17 protein-coding genes, 1 pseudogene and 1 riboswitch are annotated in these 19510 nt (G+C 56.4%); of the genes and pseudogenes, 14 read left to right on the forward strand and 4 right to left on the reverse strand.

Features of this window, described 5'->3' with window-relative positions:
• Positions 1-460 precede the first annotated feature (460 nt).
• From leuL to leuD, 5 genes are all read left to right on the forward strand, one after another.
• On the forward strand, positions 461-547 hold the full coding sequence (leuL, locus tag IM267_RS21565) for a leu operon leader peptide (RefSeq protein WP_057979999.1): 87 nt from the start codon (positions 461-463) through the stop codon (positions 545-547).
• Positions 548-638: 91 nt separating this feature from the next.
• Positions 639-2210 carry a 2-isopropylmalate synthase gene (leuA, locus tag IM267_RS16030; RefSeq protein WP_063867449.1) on the forward strand — a complete coding sequence of 524 codons (1572 nt, stop codon included), beginning with the start codon at positions 639-641 and terminating at the stop codon, positions 2208-2210.
• Positions 2210-3301: a 3-isopropylmalate dehydrogenase gene (gene leuB / locus IM267_RS16035; protein WP_063450669.1), complete on the forward strand. Its 1092-nt coding sequence runs from the start codon at positions 2210-2212 to the stop codon at positions 3299-3301. Before leuA ends, leuB begins: the two co-directional genes overlap by 1 nt.
• A gap of 2 nt (positions 3302-3303) precedes the next feature.
• Complete coding sequence (gene leuC, locus IM267_RS16040; RefSeq protein WP_063450670.1) at positions 3304-4704, forward strand: 3-isopropylmalate dehydratase large subunit; 1401 nt, start codon at positions 3304-3306, stop codon at positions 4702-4704.
• 10 nt (positions 4705-4714) lie between these two features.
• The gene (gene leuD, locus IM267_RS16045) at positions 4715-5320 is read left to right on the forward strand and encodes a 3-isopropylmalate dehydratase small subunit (protein ID WP_045141617.1); all 606 of its coding nucleotides are present in this window, start codon (positions 4715-4717) and stop codon (positions 5318-5320) included.
• Positions 5321-5600: 280 nt separating this feature from the next.
• Here leuD and IM267_RS16050 read toward each other — a convergent pair whose 3' ends face one another.
• The gene (locus tag IM267_RS16050) at positions 5601-6779 is read right to left on the reverse strand and encodes a sugar efflux transporter (RefSeq protein ID WP_193033804.1); all 1179 of its coding nucleotides are present in this window, start codon (positions 6777-6779) and stop codon (positions 5601-5603) included.
• Between the two features lie 120 nt (positions 6780-6899).
• Positions 6900-7052 carry a glucose uptake inhibitor SgrT gene (gene sgrT / locus IM267_RS16055; protein ID WP_003856388.1) on the reverse strand — a complete coding sequence of 51 codons (153 nt, stop codon included), beginning with the start codon at positions 7050-7052 and terminating at the stop codon, positions 6900-6902.
• Positions 7053-7140: 88 nt separating this feature from the next.
• On the opposite strand from sgrT, the gene sgrR reads away from it, so the two are divergent.
• From sgrR to thiQ, 4 genes are all read left to right on the forward strand, one after another.
• Positions 7141-8796 carry an HTH-type transcriptional regulator SgrR gene (gene sgrR, locus IM267_RS16060; RefSeq protein WP_193033805.1) on the forward strand — a complete coding sequence of 552 codons (1656 nt, stop codon included), beginning with the start codon at positions 7141-7143 and terminating at the stop codon, positions 8794-8796.
• Between the two features lie 36 nt (positions 8797-8832).
• Positions 8833-8933, forward strand: a riboswitch (TPP riboswitch).
• A 31-nt stretch (positions 8934-8964) separates the two neighbouring features.
• Positions 8965-9948, forward strand: a complete 984-nt coding sequence (thiB, locus tag IM267_RS16065) for a thiamine ABC transporter substrate binding subunit (RefSeq protein WP_193033806.1) — start codon at positions 8965-8967, stop codon at positions 9946-9948.
• Complete coding sequence (thiP, locus tag IM267_RS16070; RefSeq protein ID WP_193033807.1) at positions 9924-11534, forward strand: thiamine/thiamine pyrophosphate ABC transporter permease ThiP; 1611 nt, start codon at positions 9924-9926, stop codon at positions 11532-11534. The genes thiB and thiP overlap by 25 nt, the downstream gene beginning before the upstream one ends.
• Positions 11518-12216, forward strand: a complete 699-nt coding sequence (thiQ, locus tag IM267_RS16075; protein WP_107534683.1) for a thiamine ABC transporter ATP-binding protein ThiQ — start codon at positions 11518-11520, stop codon at positions 12214-12216. Before thiP ends, thiQ begins: the two co-directional genes overlap by 17 nt.
• A gap of 28 nt (positions 12217-12244) precedes the next feature.
• On the opposite strand, the gene IM267_RS16080 is transcribed toward thiQ, so the two are convergent.
• Positions 12245-13012 (reverse strand): DedA family protein, encoded by a 768-nt coding sequence (locus IM267_RS16080; protein ID WP_017383796.1) that lies wholly within the window; start codon positions 13010-13012, stop codon positions 12245-12247.
• Positions 13013-13140: 128 nt separating this feature from the next.
• A complete protein-coding gene (gene araC, locus IM267_RS16085) occupies positions 13141-13986 on the reverse strand; it encodes an arabinose operon transcriptional regulator AraC (RefSeq protein WP_028015490.1) in 846 nt (281 codons plus the stop codon).
• Between the two features lie 335 nt (positions 13987-14321).
• Here araC and araB point away from each other — a divergent pair, with 335 nt between their 5' ends.
• From araB to IM267_RS21335, 5 genes and pseudogenes are all read left to right on the forward strand, one after another.
• The gene (gene araB, locus IM267_RS16090) at positions 14322-16031 is read left to right on the forward strand and encodes a ribulokinase (RefSeq protein WP_193033808.1); all 1710 of its coding nucleotides are present in this window, start codon (positions 14322-14324) and stop codon (positions 16029-16031) included.
• Between the two features lie 10 nt (positions 16032-16041).
• On the forward strand, positions 16042-17544 hold the full coding sequence (gene araA, locus IM267_RS16095; RefSeq protein ID WP_063450678.1) for an L-arabinose isomerase: 1503 nt from the start codon (positions 16042-16044) through the stop codon (positions 17542-17544).
• Between the two features lie 47 nt (positions 17545-17591).
• A complete protein-coding gene (gene araD / locus IM267_RS16100; RefSeq protein WP_107534680.1) occupies positions 17592-18287 on the forward strand; it encodes an L-ribulose-5-phosphate 4-epimerase in 696 nt (231 codons plus the stop codon).
• 137 nt (positions 18288-18424) lie between these two features.
• Positions 18425-19276, forward strand: coding sequence for a hypothetical protein (locus IM267_RS16105; RefSeq protein ID WP_193033809.1), 852 nt, complete (start codon positions 18425-18427; stop codon positions 19274-19276).
• 15 nt (positions 19277-19291) lie between these two features.
• Positions 19292-19510: pseudogene (locus IM267_RS21335) on the forward strand (hypothetical protein); the annotation flags it as partial.

Here is a 19510-nt window from a genome sequence, read left to right on the forward strand (position 1 = left end):
GCTAAAAACATTCAAATGATATCTTAAACTTTAATGCAGGCATGAAACCATAAACCAGACAAATACACAATCACCGCCCTCGTGAATAACGACTTAAGTATTATTAAACTATTAATGGCATAGGCCGCGCTTTCATTAACAAACTGATATCAATATTGATCATTTACTCACCCGCAACTCATTCACGCCACTTATAAATCAACAAGATGAAACAGATTTCTTTTCACAGCATGTCGGTAAAAATACTGTGTTCAATTGCTACCAATTATATTCAAATTATTCCAGAGATGAATCTTCAGTCCAATAATAGACAATAAAGTCGGTTAGCCATGCCAAAACCAGCACAATTAGCTAACGTACTTACCCTGTACTGAATAGCCGTTTTGCCTGTGAGGGGTTGACATGCGTCAGCGTATCCAGTACCACTAAAAGCATAACGCATTCACCTGGAGCACGATTCATGATTCGCACCCTTCGTTTCACCGGTCTACTACTACTAAACGCATCCACTGTGCGCGGTAGACTGGCGGGCGAAATTCAGCGTTGAATCGTCTTCAGTAAAACTAAAAACCCGCGCCACTGCGCGGGTTTTTTTATGCTCGTAGCAAGGCGCCCTAAGACTGACAAGGACCTAACCCATGAGCCAGCAAGTCGTTATTTTCGATACTACTTTACGTGACGGTGAACAGGCGTTACAGGCGAGCCTGAGTGTTAAAGAGAAACTGCAAATTGCGCTGGCCCTGGAACGCATGGGTGTAGACGTAATGGAGGTCGGTTTTCCTGTCTCGTCGCCGGGTGATTTTGAGTCAGTGCAGACCATCGCCCGCACCATCAAAAACAGCCGCGTGTGCGGTCTGGCGCGCTGCGTTGAGAAAGATATCGATGTGGCCGCGGAATCCCTGAAAGTTGCAGAAGCCTTCCGTATTCATACGTTCATTGCCACCTCACCTATGCACATTGCGACCAAGTTGCGCAGTACGCTGGATGACGTGATCGAACGCGCGGTTTACATGGTCAAACGCGCGCGTAACTACACTGATGACGTTGAATTTTCCTGTGAAGATGCTGGCCGCACGCCGATTGACGATCTGGCCCGCGTGGTGGAAGCCGCCATCAATGCCGGTGCCAGAACCATCAACATCCCGGACACCGTCGGCTACACCATGCCGTTTGAGTTCGCCAACATCATTACCGGCCTGTACGACCGCGTGCCAAATATTGATAAAGCCATCATTTCCGTGCACACCCACGATGATTTGGGTCTGGCGGTGGGTAATGCCATCGCCGCCGTCCACGCCGGCGCGCGTCAGGTTGAAGGCGCAATGAACGGCATTGGTGAACGTGCCGGCAACTGCTCGCTGGAAGAAGTGATCATGGCGATCAAGGTGCGCAAAGACATTATGAACGTGCACACCCGCATTAATCACAACGAAATCTGGCGCACCAGCCAGACCGTGAGCCAGATTTGCAACATGCCGATCCCGGCCAACAAGGCGATTGTTGGAACCGGCGCGTTCGCCCACTCCTCCGGTATTCACCAGGACGGCGTGCTGAAGAACCGTGAAAACTACGAAATCATGACCCCGGAATCCATCGGTCTGAACCAGGTTCAGCTGAACCTGACCTCACGCTCTGGCCGCGCGGCGGTGAAACACCGTATGGAAGAAATGGGCTATCAGGACAGTGATTACAACATGGATCAGCTGTACGACGCCTTCCTGAAGCTGGCCGACAAGAAAGGCCAGGTATTCGATTACGACCTGGAAGCGCTGGCATTCATCAACAAGCAGCAGGAAGAACCAGAGCATTTCCGTCTGGACTACTTCAACGTGCAGTCAGGCTCAAGCGATATCGCTACCGCCTCCGTCAAGCTGGCCTGCGGCGAGGAAATTAAAGCGGAAGCCGCCAACGGTAACGGCCCTGTGGATGCCATTTACCAGGCGATTAACCGCGTTACCGAGTACGACGTAGAGCTGGTGAAATACGACCTGACGGCAAAAGGGCACGGCAAAGACGCCCTGGGTCAGGTTGATATCGTCGTCAACTACAACGGTCGCCGCTTCCACGGTGTGGGTCTGGCGACAGATATTGTCGAATCCTCCGCAAAAGCGATGGTGCATGTCCTGAACAACATCTGGCGCGCCGCCGAAGTCGAAAAAGAGTTGCAACGCAAAGCTCAGAATAAAGAGAACAACAAGGAAACCGTGTGATGTCGAAGAATTACCATATTGCCGTGTTGCCGGGTGACGGTATTGGCCCGGAAGTGATGGCACAGGCGCTGAAAGTACTGGAAGCCGTTCGCTCGCGTTTTGCGATGAAAATTACCACCAGCCACTACGATGTGGGCGGTATTGCGATTGATAACCACGGTACGCCGCTGCCAAATGCGACCGTGGAAGGCTGTGAAAATGCCGATGCCGTGCTGTTTGGCTCCGTGGGCGGCCCGAAGTGGGAACACCTGCCGCCGGCCGGGCAGCCTGAGCGCGGCGCGCTGCTGCCGCTGCGTAAACATTTCAAGCTGTTCAGCAACCTGCGTCCGGCGAAGCTGTACCCGGGGCTGGAAGAGTTTTGTCCGCTGCGCGCGGATATCGCGGCCAACGGTTTCGACATCCTGTGCGTGCGTGAGCTGACCGGCGGCATCTACTTCGGTCAGCCAAAAGGCCGCGAAGGCAGCGGTCAGCATGAAAAAGCGTTTGATACCGAGGTCTATCACCGTTTTGAAATTGAACGTATCGCCCATATCGCCTTTGAGTCGGCGCGCAAACGCCGCCGCAAGGTGACCTCCATTGATAAGGCAAACGTACTCCAGTCGTCTATTTTGTGGCGCGAAATCGTCAGCGAAGTGGCTAAGCAGTACCCGGACGTTGAGCTGTCGCACATGTACATCGACAACGCGACGATGCAGCTGATCAAGGACCCGTCACAGTTTGACGTCCTGCTGTGTTCCAACCTGTTCGGCGATATTCTCTCGGATGAGTGCGCAATGATTACCGGCTCGATGGGCATGCTGCCTTCTGCCAGCCTGAACGAAGAAGGCTTTGGCCTGTACGAGCCGGCGGGCGGCTCCGCGCCGGATATCGCCGGCAAAAACATTGCCAACCCGATTGCGCAAATTCTTTCGCTGGCCCTGCTGCTGCGCTACAGCCTGGATGCAGGCGATGCAGCAACCGCAATTGAAAACGCCATTAACCGCGCGTTAGAAGAAGGCGTCCGTACCGGTGATTTAGCACGCGGCACGGCGGCAGTCAGTACCGATGAAATGGGCGACATCATTGCCCGCTATGTCGCTGAAGGGGTGTAATCATGGCTAAAACGTTATATGAGAAGTTGTTTGATGCGCACGTTGTCCACGAGGCGCCAGACGAAACCCCGCTGCTGTACATTGACCGCCATCTGGTGCACGAAGTGACCTCCCCTCAGGCCTTCGACGGACTGCGTGCGCACAAGCGCCCGGTGCGTCAGCCGGGTAAAACCTTTGCCACGATGGATCACAACGTCTCCACCCAGACCAAAGACATTAATGCTTCCGGCGAGATGGCGCGCATCCAGATGCAGGAGCTGATCAAGAACTGCAACGAATTTGGCGTGGAGCTGTACGATTTGAACCACCCGTATCAGGGGATCGTCCACGTGATGGGACCTGAGCAGGGTATTACGCTGCCGGGCATGACCATAGTCTGCGGCGACTCCCATACCGCGACGCACGGCGCTTTTGGCGCGCTGGCGTTCGGGATTGGCACCTCTGAAGTTGAACACGTTCTGGCGACGCAGACCCTGAAACAGGGCCGCGCCAAAACCATGAAGATTGAGGTGAAGGGCAAAGCCGCACCGGGTATCACCGCGAAAGATATCGTGCTGGCGATTATCGGCAAAACCGGCAGCGCAGGCGGCACCGGTCACGTGGTTGAATTTTGCGGTGACGCTATCCAGGCGCTGAGCATGGAAGGTCGTATGACCTTGTGCAATATGGCCATTGAGATGGGTGCCAAGGCAGGGCTGGTTGCACCAGACGAAACCACCTTCAACTATGTGAAGGGGCGTCTGCATGCCCCGAAAGCACAGGATTTTGACGACGCGGTCGCGTACTGGAAAACCCTCAAAACGGATGAGGGGGCAGTTTTTGATACCGTGGTGACGTTGCAGGCGGAAGAGATCGCCCCCCAGGTCACCTGGGGCACCAACCCGGGTCAGGTCATCTCCGTCAACGACAGCATTCCTGACCCGGCTTCCTTCGCCGATCCGGTCGAACGCGCCAGTGCGGAAAAAGCGCTGGCTTATATGGGGCTGAAACCCGGCGTACCGCTGACCGACGTGAGCATTGATAAGGTGTTCATCGGCTCCTGCACCAACTCCCGTATCGAAGATTTACGCGCGGCGGCAGAGATTGCTAAAGGCCGCAAAGTGGCGCCCGGCGTGCAGGCGCTGGTTGTGCCGGGTTCCGGTCCGGTAAAAGCCCAGGCGGAAGCGGAAGGTCTGGATAAGATCTTTATCGATGCAGGCTTCGAGTGGCGCCTGCCGGGCTGCTCCATGTGTCTGGCGATGAACAACGACCGCCTGAATCCGGGCGAGCGTTGCGCATCCACCAGCAACCGTAACTTCGAAGGCCGACAGGGCCGGGGTGGACGCACCCACCTGGTCAGCCCGGCAATGGCCGCCGCCGCGGCAGTCACCGGTCATTTCGCCGATATTCGCAGCCTGAAATAAGGAGACAATCATGGCAGAGAAATTTACCCAACATACGGGCCGTGTTGTCCCGCTGGACGCCGCGAACGTCGATACGGACGCGATCATTCCTAAGCAGTTTTTGCAGAAAGTGACGCGCACGGGCTTTGGCGCGCACCTGTTCAACGACTGGCGTTTCCTTGACGATAAAGGCGAAGTGCCCAACCCGGAGTTCGTCCTGAACTTTCCGGAATACAAAGGCGCGTCGATTCTGCTGGCGCGGGAAAACTTTGGCTGCGGATCGTCGCGTGAACACGCGCCCTGGGCGCTGACCGACTACGGCTTTAAGGTGGTTATCGCCCCGAGCTTCGCGGATATCTTCTACGGCAACAGCTTCAACAACCAGCTGCTGCCGGTGACGCTGAGCGACGAGCAGGTCGATGAACTGTTTGCGCTGGTGCAGGCGAATCCGGGGATTTCGTTTGAGGTGGATCTGGAAGCGGAAGTGGTGAAAGCCGGGGATAAAACCTATAGCTTCAGCATTGACGCGTTCCGTCGCCACTGCATGCTGAACGGTCTGGACAGCATTGGCCTGACGCTGCAACACGAAGAGGCTATCTCCGCCTACGAGAAAAAACAGCCTGCGTTTATGGGGTAGAAGCAATGGCCCGCAGGGCGCGGGCCATTGATAAGGGTGCGTTGAGGCAAGTACGTTTTGGCATTCCAGCCTCCTTATTGCTTTTCGGCAATGAAGAGACTAACCTCGCAATGATCGTTGTGAAGTTGGTCTCCCCATCAGTTTTTTGATGTGGGACTCTCCACTGTTTGCCTCTTGCGAAAGCCTGAGGCAAACAGCCTCAAGCACCCGTCACGCACTCTATGCGCCTTCTTTGCACCTGTCAGAAAATCGTTTCATTTCGTGAAGCCGCCTTCCAGAATCAAACGTCTTTAACCCGGCACGTCAACATCAGCGTGACAATCGAAATCGCCGCAATCACCCAGTACACGGATGCATGGCCATAGCTTTGCGCCAGCGCCCCCTGAATTACACCCGCCAGGATCACGCCGGTCGAAATACTGTTGGTAAACAGCGTGGTCGCCGAGCCAGCGCGTCCAGGCATTAAATCCTGGAACCAGAGCATGCCTATCCCGGCGACAATCCCGATAAACACGGCATTAAACAGTTGCAGCGCCAGCAGCGCGTTGTGCGAGTGGAAGAAGATCAGCCCGATATAGAACATCACCCCGGCGGCAACCGCCATCACCATCATTTTGCGTTTTCCGAAGCGCTTGACGTAATATCCCGCCAGAATCATTGCCGGAATTTCCAGCCCGGCAGCGGTACCCATTAAGATCCCCGCAAGCTTGTCCGGCAGCCCCAGATCGCTGCTGATCCACAGCGGCATGTCGATGATGTACATGGTGTTGCAGGTCCACATCAGCGTGGAGGCGATAAACAACATGCGGACGTTTTTATCCTGCCAGCCGCTTACCTGCGTGATGGGTTTGTCCGACGCCTGCTCCACGCGCGCCACCGACGGCAGCGCAAAGGCAATCAGCGCCAGGCTGATGGCAAAAATCCCCGCGGCGAAGGAGAACATGGCGGTGAAACCGTAGTTCAGCGCCAGCATGAACGCCAGCGGAGGGCCGATGACCCACGCGAGAGAGAGCTGGGCACGCATCACCGAACTGAACATCACCACTTCCCGCGCCGAGTTGTCGGCGTACTCCCGGGCCAGAGCGAACAGCTGCGGCATGGCGGTGTTTGCCAGAGAAGCCAGCAGCACGCCGCAGGTGATGAGGGTCAGGTAATGGCGGTTAAAGGCAAACAGCAGCGCGTTGCCCACGGCCATGGCGCAGCAAAAGAGGATCAGTTTGCGGCGATCGCCCTGGCTGTCGGATCGTTTCGCCAGCCACAGGCTGACGAGGATCCCGGCAATGGCGTTGACGGTATAGAACAGACCCACCCAAAACGGCTGCGCCCCCACCTCACGGCTGAGAAACAGGCTCAGCGTCGGTGCCTGTAGCGCACCGGCCACGCCCATCATGAAGGCCACCAGCATAAAAGCGGCGTACACGCCGTTCAGGCGTCGCCCCATAGTCATCAACCAGAGCATGCGCAAGTCCTTGTGAAAGCGAATCGAATTTGGGTGAAATAGTAAACGAAAAAAGCCAGCAAAAACATTTTGCTGGCGGGTGATTAGCACCAATACTCAGTCACACATGATCGAGGCGAGTTAGCGAGAAGAGGTCGGTTTCGTAACGTCCCACTGCATCAGATCTTCCAGGATTCTCAGCCGCTGCTCTGCGCACTGGCGGGCCAGCCAGGACACTCCCTTTGTCGCTGAAAAATAGTGCTGATAAAACTGACGTGCGGTAGACCTCTTCATAATTTACCTCCTCGCTTCATCGGGAAGAATTATTGGCCTAATATAGGGATAAATAAATTGCTGGTTTTTTGTCAGGAGTTCCCCTTTTATGCCTTCCGGTCGTCTGCAACAACAATTCATCCGCCTGTGGCAGTGCTGCGAGGGGCAGTCGCAGGAGACCACGCTGAATGAACTGGCCGAGCTGCTTAACTGCTCCCGGCGTCATATGCGCACCCTCCTCAACACCATGCAACAGCACGGCTGGCTCAGCTGGGAAGCGGAGGCGGGACGCGGCAAGCGCTCGCGCCTGACGTTCCTTTATACCGGCCTGGCGTTGCAGCAGCAGCGGGCGGAGGATTTGCTGGAGCAGGACCGCATCGATCAGCTGGTCCAGCTGGTGGGCGACAAAGCCGCCGTGCGCCAGATGCTGGTCTCACACCTGGGACGCAGCTTTCGCCAGGGACGCCACATTCTGCGGGTGCTTTACTACCGCCCAATGAAAAATCTGCTGCCCGGTACGGCCCTGCGTCGCTCTGAAACCCACATGGCCCGGCAGATATTCAGCGGCCTGACGAAAATAAATGAGGAAAACGGGGAACTGGAAGCGGATATCGCGCACCACTGGCAGCAGCTTTCCTCGCTGCACTGGCGCTTCTTTTTACGACCCGGCATTCATTTCCACCATGGACGCGAGCTGGAGATGCGTGACGTCATCGCCTCTTTAGAGCGCGCCCGCACGCTGCCGCTCTATTCGCATATCACGCGGATCCACTCCCCAACGGCCTGGACGCTGGATATTGAGCTATCGCAGCCGGACAACTGGCTTCCGTGGCTTCTGGGCTACGTGCCCTCGATGATCCTGCCTGCCGAGTGGCGATCCCTGAACAATTTTTCCAGCCAGCCGATTGGTACGGGCCCCTACTCCGTTACGCGCAATAACAGCAATCAGCTGAAGATCCGCGCCTTCGATGACTATTTTGGCTATCGGGCGTTGATCGACGAAGTGAACGTCTGGGTGTTACCGGACCTCAACGAAGAGCTGAGCGCAGGCCTCACCCTGGAAGGGCCAACAACCAGCGAAAAGGCGTTCGAAAGTCGCCTGGAAGAGGGCTGCTACTATCTGCTTTTTGACAGCCGCAGTCATCGCGGGGCGAATCACGACGTCCGCAAGTGGATCAGTCATATTCTGGCTCCCGCTAACCTGATTTATCACGCTGAAGAGCAATACCAGACCTGGTGGTTCCCGGCCTATGGCCTGCTTCCGCGCTGGCACCATGCACAGCCGGTCCGCAGCGAGAAACCTGCCGGACTGGAGACCATCACCCTCAGCTACTATCGCGATCACATTGAGCACCGGTTTATCGCAAGGATCATGAGTAAGCTGCTGGCAGCCGAGGGGGTGACGCTGGCGATACAGGAAGTGGACTATGATGAATGGCACCGCGGGGATGTGGTCAGCGATATCTGGCTCAATAGCGCGAACTTCACGCTGCCGCTGGATTTCTCGCTCTTTTCACACCTGTATGAAGTGCCTCTTATTCAGCACTGCATCAGCCGGGACTGGCAGCAGGACGCCGCAAGGTGGCGGGCAGGAGAGATGGATCTGGCCGCCTGGTGCCAGGAGCTGCTGGCCGGGCAGACGATCGTACCGTTAATTCACCACTGGCTGCTGATCCAGGGGCAGCGCAGCATGCGCGGCCTGCGGATGAACACCCTGGGCTGGTTTGATTTTAAATCCGCGTGGTTTGCGCCGCCGGAGCCATAACGCTTTCGTAATATTCACCAAATCATTACAATAGCGCCGTTCTCAACGGGGTGCTGCATCACTGATGTGCGCTGAGATAATACCCGTCGAACCTGATCCGGATAACGCCGGCGAAGGGATTTGAGGCTGTTTCTCAAAATCCTTTGCCACTCAACCCTGAGGTGCAAAGTGTTAAAAAACGTTCTTCCTCTGCTGGCGCTGTTTGCGCTGCCTGTTTTTGCTAAACCTGTTTTGACGGTCTATACCTACGACTCCTTCTCCGCCGACTGGGGCCCCGGCCCGGTGGTGAAAAAAGCCTTTGAAGCCGACTGCAACTGCGAGCTGAAGTTCGTGGCGCTGGAAGATGGCGTGTCGCTGCTCAACCGTCTTCGCATGGAAGGCAAAAATAGCAAGGCCGACGTGGTGCTCGGGCTGGATAACAACCTGCTGGAAGCCGCCACGCAAACCAGACTGTTTGCCAAAAGCGGCGTAGCGGCAGATGCCGTCAACGTGCCGGGCGGCTGGAAAAACGACACCTTCGTTCCCTTCGATTACGGCTACTTTGCGTTCGTCTACGATAAAAACAAGCTGAAGAATCCGCCGAAGAGCCTGAAAGAGCTGGTCGAAAGCGACCAGAAATGGCGCGTGATTTATGAAGATCCGCGCACCAGCACGCCGGGTCTGGGCCTGCTGCTGTGGATGCAGAAAGTCTACGGCGACCAAACGCCGGAGGCGTGGCAGAAGCTGGCTGCGAAAACCGTTACGGTCACGAAAGGCTGGAGCGAAGCCTATGGCCTGTTCCTGAAAGGCGAAAGCGACCTGGTGCTGAGTTACACCACCTCTCCGGCCTACCACATTATTGCCGAGAAGAAAGATAACTACGCCGCCGCGAACTTTGCCGAAGGGCATTATCTCCAGGTGGAAGTGGCGGCGCGGACCGCTGCCAGCAAGCAGCCGGAACTGGCCGAAAAATTCCTGAAATTTATGGTCTCCCCGGCATTCCAGAACGCCATTCCGACGGGCAACTGGATGTACCCGGTTACCGACGCGGCGCTGCCGGCAGGCTTTGAGAAGCTGGACAAACCGCATACCGCGCTTGAATTTACGCCGCAGCAGGTTGCCGCTCAGCGCGCCGCATGGATAAGCGAATGGCAACGCGCCGTCAGCCGTTGATCCCCGGCTGGTTAGTGCCCGGACTGATTGCCGCCATACTGATGGTGGTCGTCAGTCTGGGCGCGTTTCTCGCGCTGTGGTTTAACGCGCCAGAGAGCGATCTGCTCGCGCTCTGGCACGATAGCTATCTCTGGCACGTCATCCGGTTCTCCTTCTGGCAGGCGTTTCTCTCCGCGCTGCTGTCAGTCATCCCGGCCATTTTCCTCGCCCGCGCCCTCTATCGCAGACGTTTTCCCGGCAGGCTGGCCCTGCTGCGCCTGTGTGCCATGACGCTGATCCTGCCCGTACTGGTGGCGGTGTTCGGGATTCTGAGCGTATACGGTCGCCAGGGCTGGCTGGCCTCTCTCTTCAACCTGCTTGGTCTGGAATGGACCTTCTCCCCTTACGGCCTGAAGGGCATTCTGCTGGCGCATATTTTTTTCAATATGCCGATGGCGACGCGCCTGTTTTTACAGGCGCTGGAGAACATTCCCGGCGAGCAGCGTCAGATTGCGGCCCAGCTTGGCATGCGCGGCTGGTCGTTCTTCCGTTTTGTCGAATGGCCGTGGCTGCGACGCCAGATCGCCCCGGTTGCCGCGCTGATCTTTATGCTCTGCTTCGCCAGCTTTGCCACCGTCCTTTCGCTCGGCGGCGGCCCGCAGGCCACCACCATTGAGCTGGCGATCTATCAGGCGTTAAGCTACGACTACGATCCGGGGCGCGCCGCGCTGCTGGCGATCGTGCAGATGGTGTGCTGCCTGGCGCTGGTATTACTCAGCCAGCGGCTGAGCAAAGCGATCCCCGCAGGAAGCAATACCCTTTCCGGCTGGCGCGATCCGCAGGACAGCCTGCACAGCCGCATCGCGGACGTGATGCTGATCGCGCTGGCGCTCCTGCTTCTGCTGCCGCCGCTGCTGGCCGTGATCGCCGATGGCCTCAACAGGAATGTGGTGTCGGTACTGCAACAGCCGGTCCTGTGGCAGGCCACGAGGACCTCGTTGCACATCGCGCTGGCAGCCGGGCTCCTGTGCGTGATCCTGACCATGATGCTGCTCTGGAGCAGCCGCGAGCTGTACGCGCGCCATGCCCGCAAAGCCGGACACGCGCTGGAGCTGACGGGTATGCTGATCCTGGCGATGCCGGGCATCGTGCTGGCGACCGGCTTCTTTTTACTGTTTAACAGCACCATCGGCCTGCCGGAAAGCGCCGACGGCATCGTCATTTTTACCAACGCCTTAATGGCCATCCCGTATGCGCTGAAGGTGCTGGAAAACCCGATGCGGGATGTTAACAGCCGATACAGCGCCCTGTGCCAGTCCCTTGGCATTATGGGCTGGCGGCGGCTGAAAGTGGTCGAACTACGCGCCCTGAAACGGCCGCTCGCCCAGGCGATGGCCTTCGCCTGCGTGCTGTCGATTGGGGATTTTGGCGTGGTGGCCCTCTTTGGCAACGAGGATTTCCGCACGCTGCCGTTCTGGCTTTATCAACAAATTGGCTCCTACCGCAGCCAGGACGGTGCCGTCACGGCGCTGCTCCTGTTACTGCTGTGCTTTGCCTTATTTACCGTTATCGAAAAACTTCCGGGGCGTGATGTTAAAACTGACTGATGTAACCTGGCTTTACGAGCACCTGCCCATGCGTTTTACCCTTTCCGTTCGTCAGGGGGAGCGAATTGCGGTGCTTGGCCCAAGCGGGGCCGGAAAAAGTACCCTGCTCAATTTGATTGCCGGTTTTTTGCAGCCTGCCAGCGGGTCGATAGTCATTGATAATGGCGAGTATACCTACGCTCCGCCGGCTAAGCGCCCGGTGTCGATGCTGTTTCAGGAAAACAATCTGTTTAATCACCTTACGGTGTGGCAGAACATCGCGCTGGGAATCGATCCGGGGTTAAAGCTCAACGCTGCGCAGCGTCAGAAGCTGGCGGCGATTGCCGAACAAATGGGCCTGTCCGCGTTGATTACCAGACTGCCCGGCGAGCTTTCCGGCGGCCAGCGTCAGCGCGTGGCGCTGGCGCGTTGTCTGGTGCGCGAACAGCCGCTGCTGCTGCTCGACGAACCCTTCTCGGCCCTTGATCCGGCCCTGCGACAGGAGATGCTATCGCTGGTTGAGGAGGTTTGCCAGCGCCAGCAGATCACGATGCTGATGGTCTCGCACAGCATTGAAGATGCCGCACGCATCGCGCCGCGATCGGTAGTGATCGCGGAGGGACGGATTTTGTGGGATGGCACGACCGACGCCTTAATGAGCGGGAAAGAAATCGCGTCAGGATTACTGGGTATAAAACCGTAGGCCGGGCAAACGCAGTGCCGCCCGGCGTTTAACGGCTTACCACCTTCAACAGGATCTCACCATACACCGGCATCAGCGGGTGACGAATCAGCGCGACCAGCGCCACCACCGCCACGCCCAGCGTCAGCGGGGCAAGCCAGAGCAGGCGCGTGCGCGGGAGATAGCGCGTCAGGCGATCGACGCTGGCTTTCGCGCTGCGCCATAGCCGCCAGCAGAGCCAGACCGCCAGCCACAGCAGCACCGCCGTTCCCAGCAGCAGCCATTTGAACTCACCGCTTTGCATACCGTCAGGAATATCAATGGCCGCGCCTGCCAGAATACCCGGCAGGAAGTAGAACGGCGGCCAGAAGACGCAGCCAATGATGTTCGGCACCACGAATTTCGCGACGGGCAGGTCCAGCATCCCGGCAACCATCGGCACCAGCGGACGCGTTGGGCCAACGAAGCGCCCCACGAGGATGGTGAACATGCTGTGCTGATGCAGCGCATGCTCGGTTTTATCCAGCAGCGCTTTGTTCTTCTTCATGAACGACCAGCGGTGCAGCGGCTTCTTAAAGCGCCAGCCCAGCCAGAAGGAGATCCAGTCCCCCAGCAAACAGCCGATAATCCCGGCCATCCACGCCTGCCAGAAATTGACCTCACCGCTGCCGATAAGCGCCCCAAGCCCCGCCATCATCACGGTGCCGGGCAGGATCAGCCCGACCAGCGCCAGCGATTCCAGAAACGCCACCAGCGCCACGGCGATGAGCGAATACATAACGGACTGGGTAATAAAATGTTCCAGCAATGCCTGCATAACTATTCCGGTCAGAAAACGAATCAGCGATTCTGCTTAGCGCCCTGCACCGCGTCAAGGCAACAATTGTCTGAATAGTTTACAGGGTGCTTTCTGAGTTCACCTGTATGTTTAGCTTTTTTTACCGATTATTCACATCCCGCGCGAAATTCACTGGGGCTGGCGCCGGTGCACTTCTTAAACACGCGAGAGAAATAGAGCTGATCTTCAAAGCCCACGTTACGTCCGACGGTGGCGATAGGCATTCGGGTGGTGCTGAGCAGCAGTTTCGCCTGGCTGATGCGCTGATCCTCGCGCCAGCTGAGCACGCTCACGCCAAGCTGCTGGCGGAACAGGTGTGACAGGCGGGACGGCGAAAGACAGACGTGCTGGGCAACGCTGGCAATATCAAACTGGCTGTCGGCCAGATGGTCGCTGATATACTGACAGGCATCACGGACGCGGTTGTCCAGTGGTGGGTTAAGCGATTCGTTGATCGCCTCCATGCGGCGCAGCAGCACCTGCTCAAGCAGGTTGATCGCCAGCAGCTCGGCATAGCGCCCGCCCGCCTGCCCCGCCTCAATAATTTGTGCGAACAGCTCACGAAACTGCGCCAGATGCGCCTCATCCGGACGATAAAAACCGGTTTGCGCGAAAATAGCCGGCCATGAGAGCCACTCCTGCCAGTAGGCGCGCGGGCGGAAATAGACCCACTGGTGATACCACTCTTTGGCATCCGGGTGACGCCCGTAGTGGTGGATCTCCCCCGGCGGGAACAGCAGCATATCGCCCGGGCGGCAAACAAACTGCCGATCGCCGTTTTTGATCACCCCTTCACCACGTACGGTCAGGTTCAGAATATACCCTTTCATGCCGAGCGGTCGGTCGACGTAAAAATCGAGATACCCCTCGGCCTCAATTGGCGTCAGCCCCGCCACCAGATGGGCGTTAAATGAGTATCCCGGCAGCAGGGGATCGTTTTGCGGTTCGGCCATAGATTCAGTTCTCCAAAGGGTCCTGAAGGAAACCATTTGTCCATATCGATAAAAGCAGTATAAAAATGGCCTGCGAAAAGATCCAAAAAGCATCACGCCTCTTTTACGTCCGCCATGTTTCAGTCTTTTCCCCTGATTTTTCTGCCGACACGGGCAGAGAAGCAGTAACAAAAGTGTCTATAAGTACGGCAGAAATGTCCACATTGAATATTTGCACGGCGTCACACTTTCCGTTGCTACAGCAATTTAGTCCATAAGATTAGCGGATCCTGCCTGACGATTTTTGTCCCCAGTCTCTAATGTTCTTCCATACCTGTTTCGGATGGAGCAACACCATGGCAATTGCAATTGGCCTCGATTTTGGCAGCGACTCGGTTCGCGCGCTGGCAGTGGACTGTACGACTGGCCAGGAGATAGCAACCAGCGTTGAGTGGTATCCGCGCTGGCAAGAGGGGCGCTACTGCGATGCGCCAAACAACCAGTTCCGTCACCACCCGCGCGATTACATTGAATCGATGGAAGCGGCGATCAAAACCGTGCTGGCTGAACTGACGGACGCCCAGCGGGCCGACGTCGTGGGGATTGGCGTCGACAGCACTGGCTCAACGCCGGCCCCTGTCGATGCCGAAGGCCGCGTGCTGGCGCTGCGCCCGGAGTTTGCCGACAACCCGAACGCCATGTTTGTGCTGTGGAAAGACCATACCGCCGTGGAAGAGGCGGAAGCCATCACCCGCTTATGCCATCAGCCGGGCAAGACCGACTACTCACGCTATATCGGCGGAATTTACTCCAGCGAGTGGTTCTGGGCCAAAATCCTGCACGTTACCCGCGCGGACGCTTCGGTCGCCCAGGCCGCGGCATCATGGATTGAGCTGTGCGACTGGGTTCCCGCCCTGCTCTCCGGCACCACTCGCCCGCAGGATATCCGCCGTGGCCGCTGTAGCGCCGGACATAAATCCCTGTGGCATGAAGGCTGGGGCGGTCTTCCTCCGGCAGCGTTCTTCGATGAGCTTGACCCGATCATCAACAAAAACCTGACATACCCGCTCTTTACCGACACCTTCACCGCCGATATTCCGGTCGGCACGCTCTGCGAAGAGTGGGCAACGCGTCTCGGCCTGCCGCAAAACGTGACCATTTCCGGCGGCGCGTTCGACTGCCACATGGGCGCCGTGGGCGCGGGTGCGCAACCTAACACGCTGGTGAAAGTGATTGGCACCTCCACCTGCGACATTCTGACGGCAGATAAGGCCAGCGTCGGAGACCGCGCGGTAAAAGGCATCTGCGGCCAGGTTGACGGCAGCGTGGTGCCGGACTTTATCGGCCTTGAAGCCGGACAGTCCGCGTTTGGTGATATCTACGCCTGGTTTGGCCGCGTGCTCGGCTGGCCGCTGGATCAGCTGGCTGCCGCGCATCCTGAGCTGAAAACACAGATTATCGCGAGCAAAAAACAGCTCCTGCCGCAGCTCACCGAAGCCTGGGCAAAAAATCCGTCTCTCGACCACCTTCCGGTGGTGCTGGACTGGTTCAACGGTCGCCGCACGCCGTTCGCGAACCAGCGCCTGAAAGGGGTGATCACCGATCTCAACCTGGCGACCGACGCGCCCGCGCTGTTCGGCGGCCTGATTGCCGCCACCGCGTTCGGCGCGCGCGCCATTATGGAGTGCTTCACCGAACAGGGCATCGACGTGAACAACGTGATGGCGCTGGGCGGTATCGCCCGTAAAAACCCGGTGATTATGCAGGCCTGCTGCGACGTGCTGAACCGTCCGCTGCAAATAGTGGCCTCCGATCAGTGCTGTGCGCTGGGCGCCGCGATTTTCGCTGCCGTGGCCGCAGGCGTACATGCGGATATCCCGACCGCGCAACAGCATATGGCGAGCGCCGTCGAAAGTACGCTCCAGCCGCAGCCTCAGCAGGCACAACGCTTTGAACAGCTTTATCAGCGCTACCAGCAATGGGCAAAAAGCGCCGAACTTCACTATCTCCCTGTCGCCGCCCCGGCCAAAAGTACCGCGGACACTACGGCAACCCTGACACATTAAGGACACGATAATGACCATTTTTAATAATTATGAAGTGTGGTTTGTGATTGGCAGCCAGCATTTGTACGGGCCGGAAGCGTTGCAGCAGGTGACGAAACATGCGGAGCACGTTGTGAATGCCCTGAACGCGGAAGCCAAACTGCCGTGCAAACTGGTACTGAAGCCGCTGGGTACGACGCCGGACGAAATCACCAACATCTGCCGCGATGCCAACTACGACGACAAATGCGCCGGCCTGGTGGTGTGGCTGCACACCTTCTCACCGGCCAAAATGTGGATCAACGGCCTGGCAATCCTCAACAAACCGCTGCTGCAATTCCACACTCAGTTCAATGCCTCCCTGCCGTGGGACAGCATCGACATGGACTTCATGAACCTGAACCAGACCGCGCACGGCGGCCGCGAGTTCGGCTTCATCGGCGCGCGCATGCGCCAGCAGCATGCCGTGGTGACCGGCCACTGGCAGGACGGCCAGGCACAACAACGCATTGGCTCCTGGATGCGTCAGGCGGTCTCTAAGCAGGACACCCGTCACCTGAAGGTGGTGCGTTTTGGCGACAACATGCGCGAAGTGGCGGTCACCGACGGTGACAAAGTGGCCGCGCAGATCAAGTTTGGTTTCTCCGTCAACACCTGGGCGGTGGGCGACCTGGTGCAGGTGGTGAATGACATCAGCGAGGGTGACGTTAACGCGCTGGTAGATGAATATGAAAGCAGCTACCGCCTGACGCCTGCGGCGCAAGTTAACGGCGATAAGCGCCAGAACGTGCTGGATGCCGCACGCATTGAGCTGGGCATGAAGCGTTTTCTGGAACAGGGCGGCTTCCACGCCTTTACCACTACATTTGAAGACCTGCACGGCCTGAAACAGCTGCCGGGTCTGGCAGTACAACGTCTGATGCAGCAGGGCTACGGCTTTGCAGGAGAAGGCGACTGGAAAACTGCCGCTCTGCTTCGCATCATGAAGGTGATGTCGACCGGTCTACAGGGCGGCACCTCCTTTATGGAGGACTACACCTACCACTTCGAGAACGGCAACGATCTGGTGCTCGGCTCGCACATGCTGGAAGTGTGTCCCTCTATCGCGGTTGAAGAGAAACCGATCCTTGACGTGCAGTACCTCGGCATTGGCGGCAAAGCGGATCCGGCCCGTCTTATCTTTAACACCCGTACCGGTCCGGCCATCAACGCCAGCCTGATCGACCTCGGCGACCGCTTCCGCCTGCTGGTGAACTGCGTCGATGCGGTTGAAACCCCGCACTCTCTGCCGAAGCTGCCGGTCGCCAACGCCTTGTGGAAAGCGCAGCCGGATCTGCCAACCGCGTCAGAGGCGTGGATCCTGGCGGGTGGCGCGCACCACACCGTCTTCAGCCATGCGCTTGACCTGAACGATATGCGTCAGTTTGCCGAGCTGCACGACATCGAGCTGACCGTGATTGATAACGACACCCGTCTGCCAGCCTTTAAAGACGCGCTGCGCTGGAACGAAGTCTATTACGGTTCAAAACGCTAAGTACGCAATGCCCGGTGGCGCTGCGCTCGCCGGGCAGGGAGACAACCATGTTAGAAGATCTCAAACGTCAGGTACTTGAAGCTAACCTGGCGCTGCCAAAACATAACCTGGTGACCCTGACCTGGGGCAACGTCAGCGCCGTTGACCGGGAAAAAGGGGTATTCGTGATCAAGCCTTCGGGCGTGGATTACACGGTGATGACCGCAGAAGATATGGTCGTGGTCAGCATCGAAACGGGTGAAGTGGTCGAAGGCAACAAAAAGCCCTCATCCGATACGCCGACTCATCGCCTGCTGTATCAGTCCTTCCCGACCATCGGCGGCATCGTGCATACCCATTCGCGTCACGCGACCATCTGGGCGCAGGCGGGCCAGCCCATTCCGGCCACCGGCACCACCCACGCGGACTACTTTTACGGCACCATTCCCTGCACGCGTCTGATGACCGATGCGGAGATCAACGGTGAGTACGAATGGGAAACCGCGAACGTCATCGTCGAAACCTTTGAAAAACAGGGGATCGACGCGGCGCAGATGCCCGGCGTGCTGGTGCACTCCCACGGCCCGTTTGCCTGGGGGAAAAATGCGGAAGACGCGGTGCATAACGCGATCGTGCTGGAGGAAGTCGCTTACATGGGGATCTTCTGCCGCCAGCTGGCGCCGCAACTGCCGGATATGCAGCAAACCCTGCTGGATAAGCATTATTTGCGCAAGCACGGCGCGAAGGCGTACTACGGGCAGTAATTATGGTAAAGATGTCTGAACATCAGGCATCTTTACCATTCATCAAATTAATTATTAATAATTGAAAGATAAAAACATGATATTTGCTCATCAACATTTCTTTTGTTACAACAACGTATCGAAAAGGAGATTGATAGATGAGCAACAGGAAAGATATTACTGACGGGGCATTCGCAACCACAAAAAAAAATGGCCTTATTTACACCGAAGAATTAGGATGGGTAGATTTAGGTCATGCCCAAGGGAATGATGCGAGAAGGTTAAAAAGCAAACTAGATCAAGAATGGCACTCGACATACTATAAAGAATTTAATGATTGGTATTTCCCGGTTTCCTATAATCAGGAAATGATAGCACGTAAAACTATTTTAGGCATGGATCTATCCTTTCATACAGGCGTCTTTACAAAAATTATGGTTCGCTCATGCCTTTCCCCATTTATGAAAGCAAGAGTCGCCTTGACATTGATGTATGGGACGGCAAAAAGATTCGAAGCATGGCAAAATTCCCTCCTCTTTCGCTGGTATACTGACAGCGGTTTTAGTGCGGAAGACTTACTTTCAGATTTAGTTGGTTTTTACCGTGTTTTTGGTTCTGGCCCCGATCCACTCTGGCTAGCAAAACCTGTGTCATATCAGACAGCAATTCAGATATGGGATGCAAGTGGTTCACCCGGAAAGTTTAAGAACAGAAAATCTTCTCCTTATTTATTTCAAAAAAAAGTGCCCTTTAAATATGGCGAGCCTATAAAAAGAGAACTGCCTGAATGGATGAATTATATAAATCCATTAGACCACGCAAACTCAGGATTACTCTATAATGAATATAAGAACAGCCCCATAAAAAGCTACTTTCGCAAAGATAATCAACTAAATCATGAACTTTACGGAACCATTTCAATAAAAAACAGTAAAACTTATTCGACCTCCCCTTTTGAAAGGCCATTATTTTTTCTACTAAATCCTCATACACCAGTAAGTCGTTGGTGAATTATGAAAAGATACGTGTTTATTCTCGCAATGTTGCTCCTGGCTCCTTTTTTATTTTTCTTTAGTGCTTTTGCATTTAAATCTGGAGACCATCATTACAAACGTGATGATTTTTTCTCATGGTGGCTCTATACCCCTAATGCGCTAAAAGACGCGCCACAATTATCAACAGATATGATGTTTAGCTATAGCTATGATATCGATCATCAAGAAACAATAGTAAGCATCCAATAT

The sequence above is a fragment of the Enterobacter cloacae complex sp. P15RS genome (assembly GCF_014895905.1).
Lineage (GTDB): Bacteria > Pseudomonadota > Gammaproteobacteria > Enterobacterales > Enterobacteriaceae > Enterobacter > Enterobacter quasihormaechei.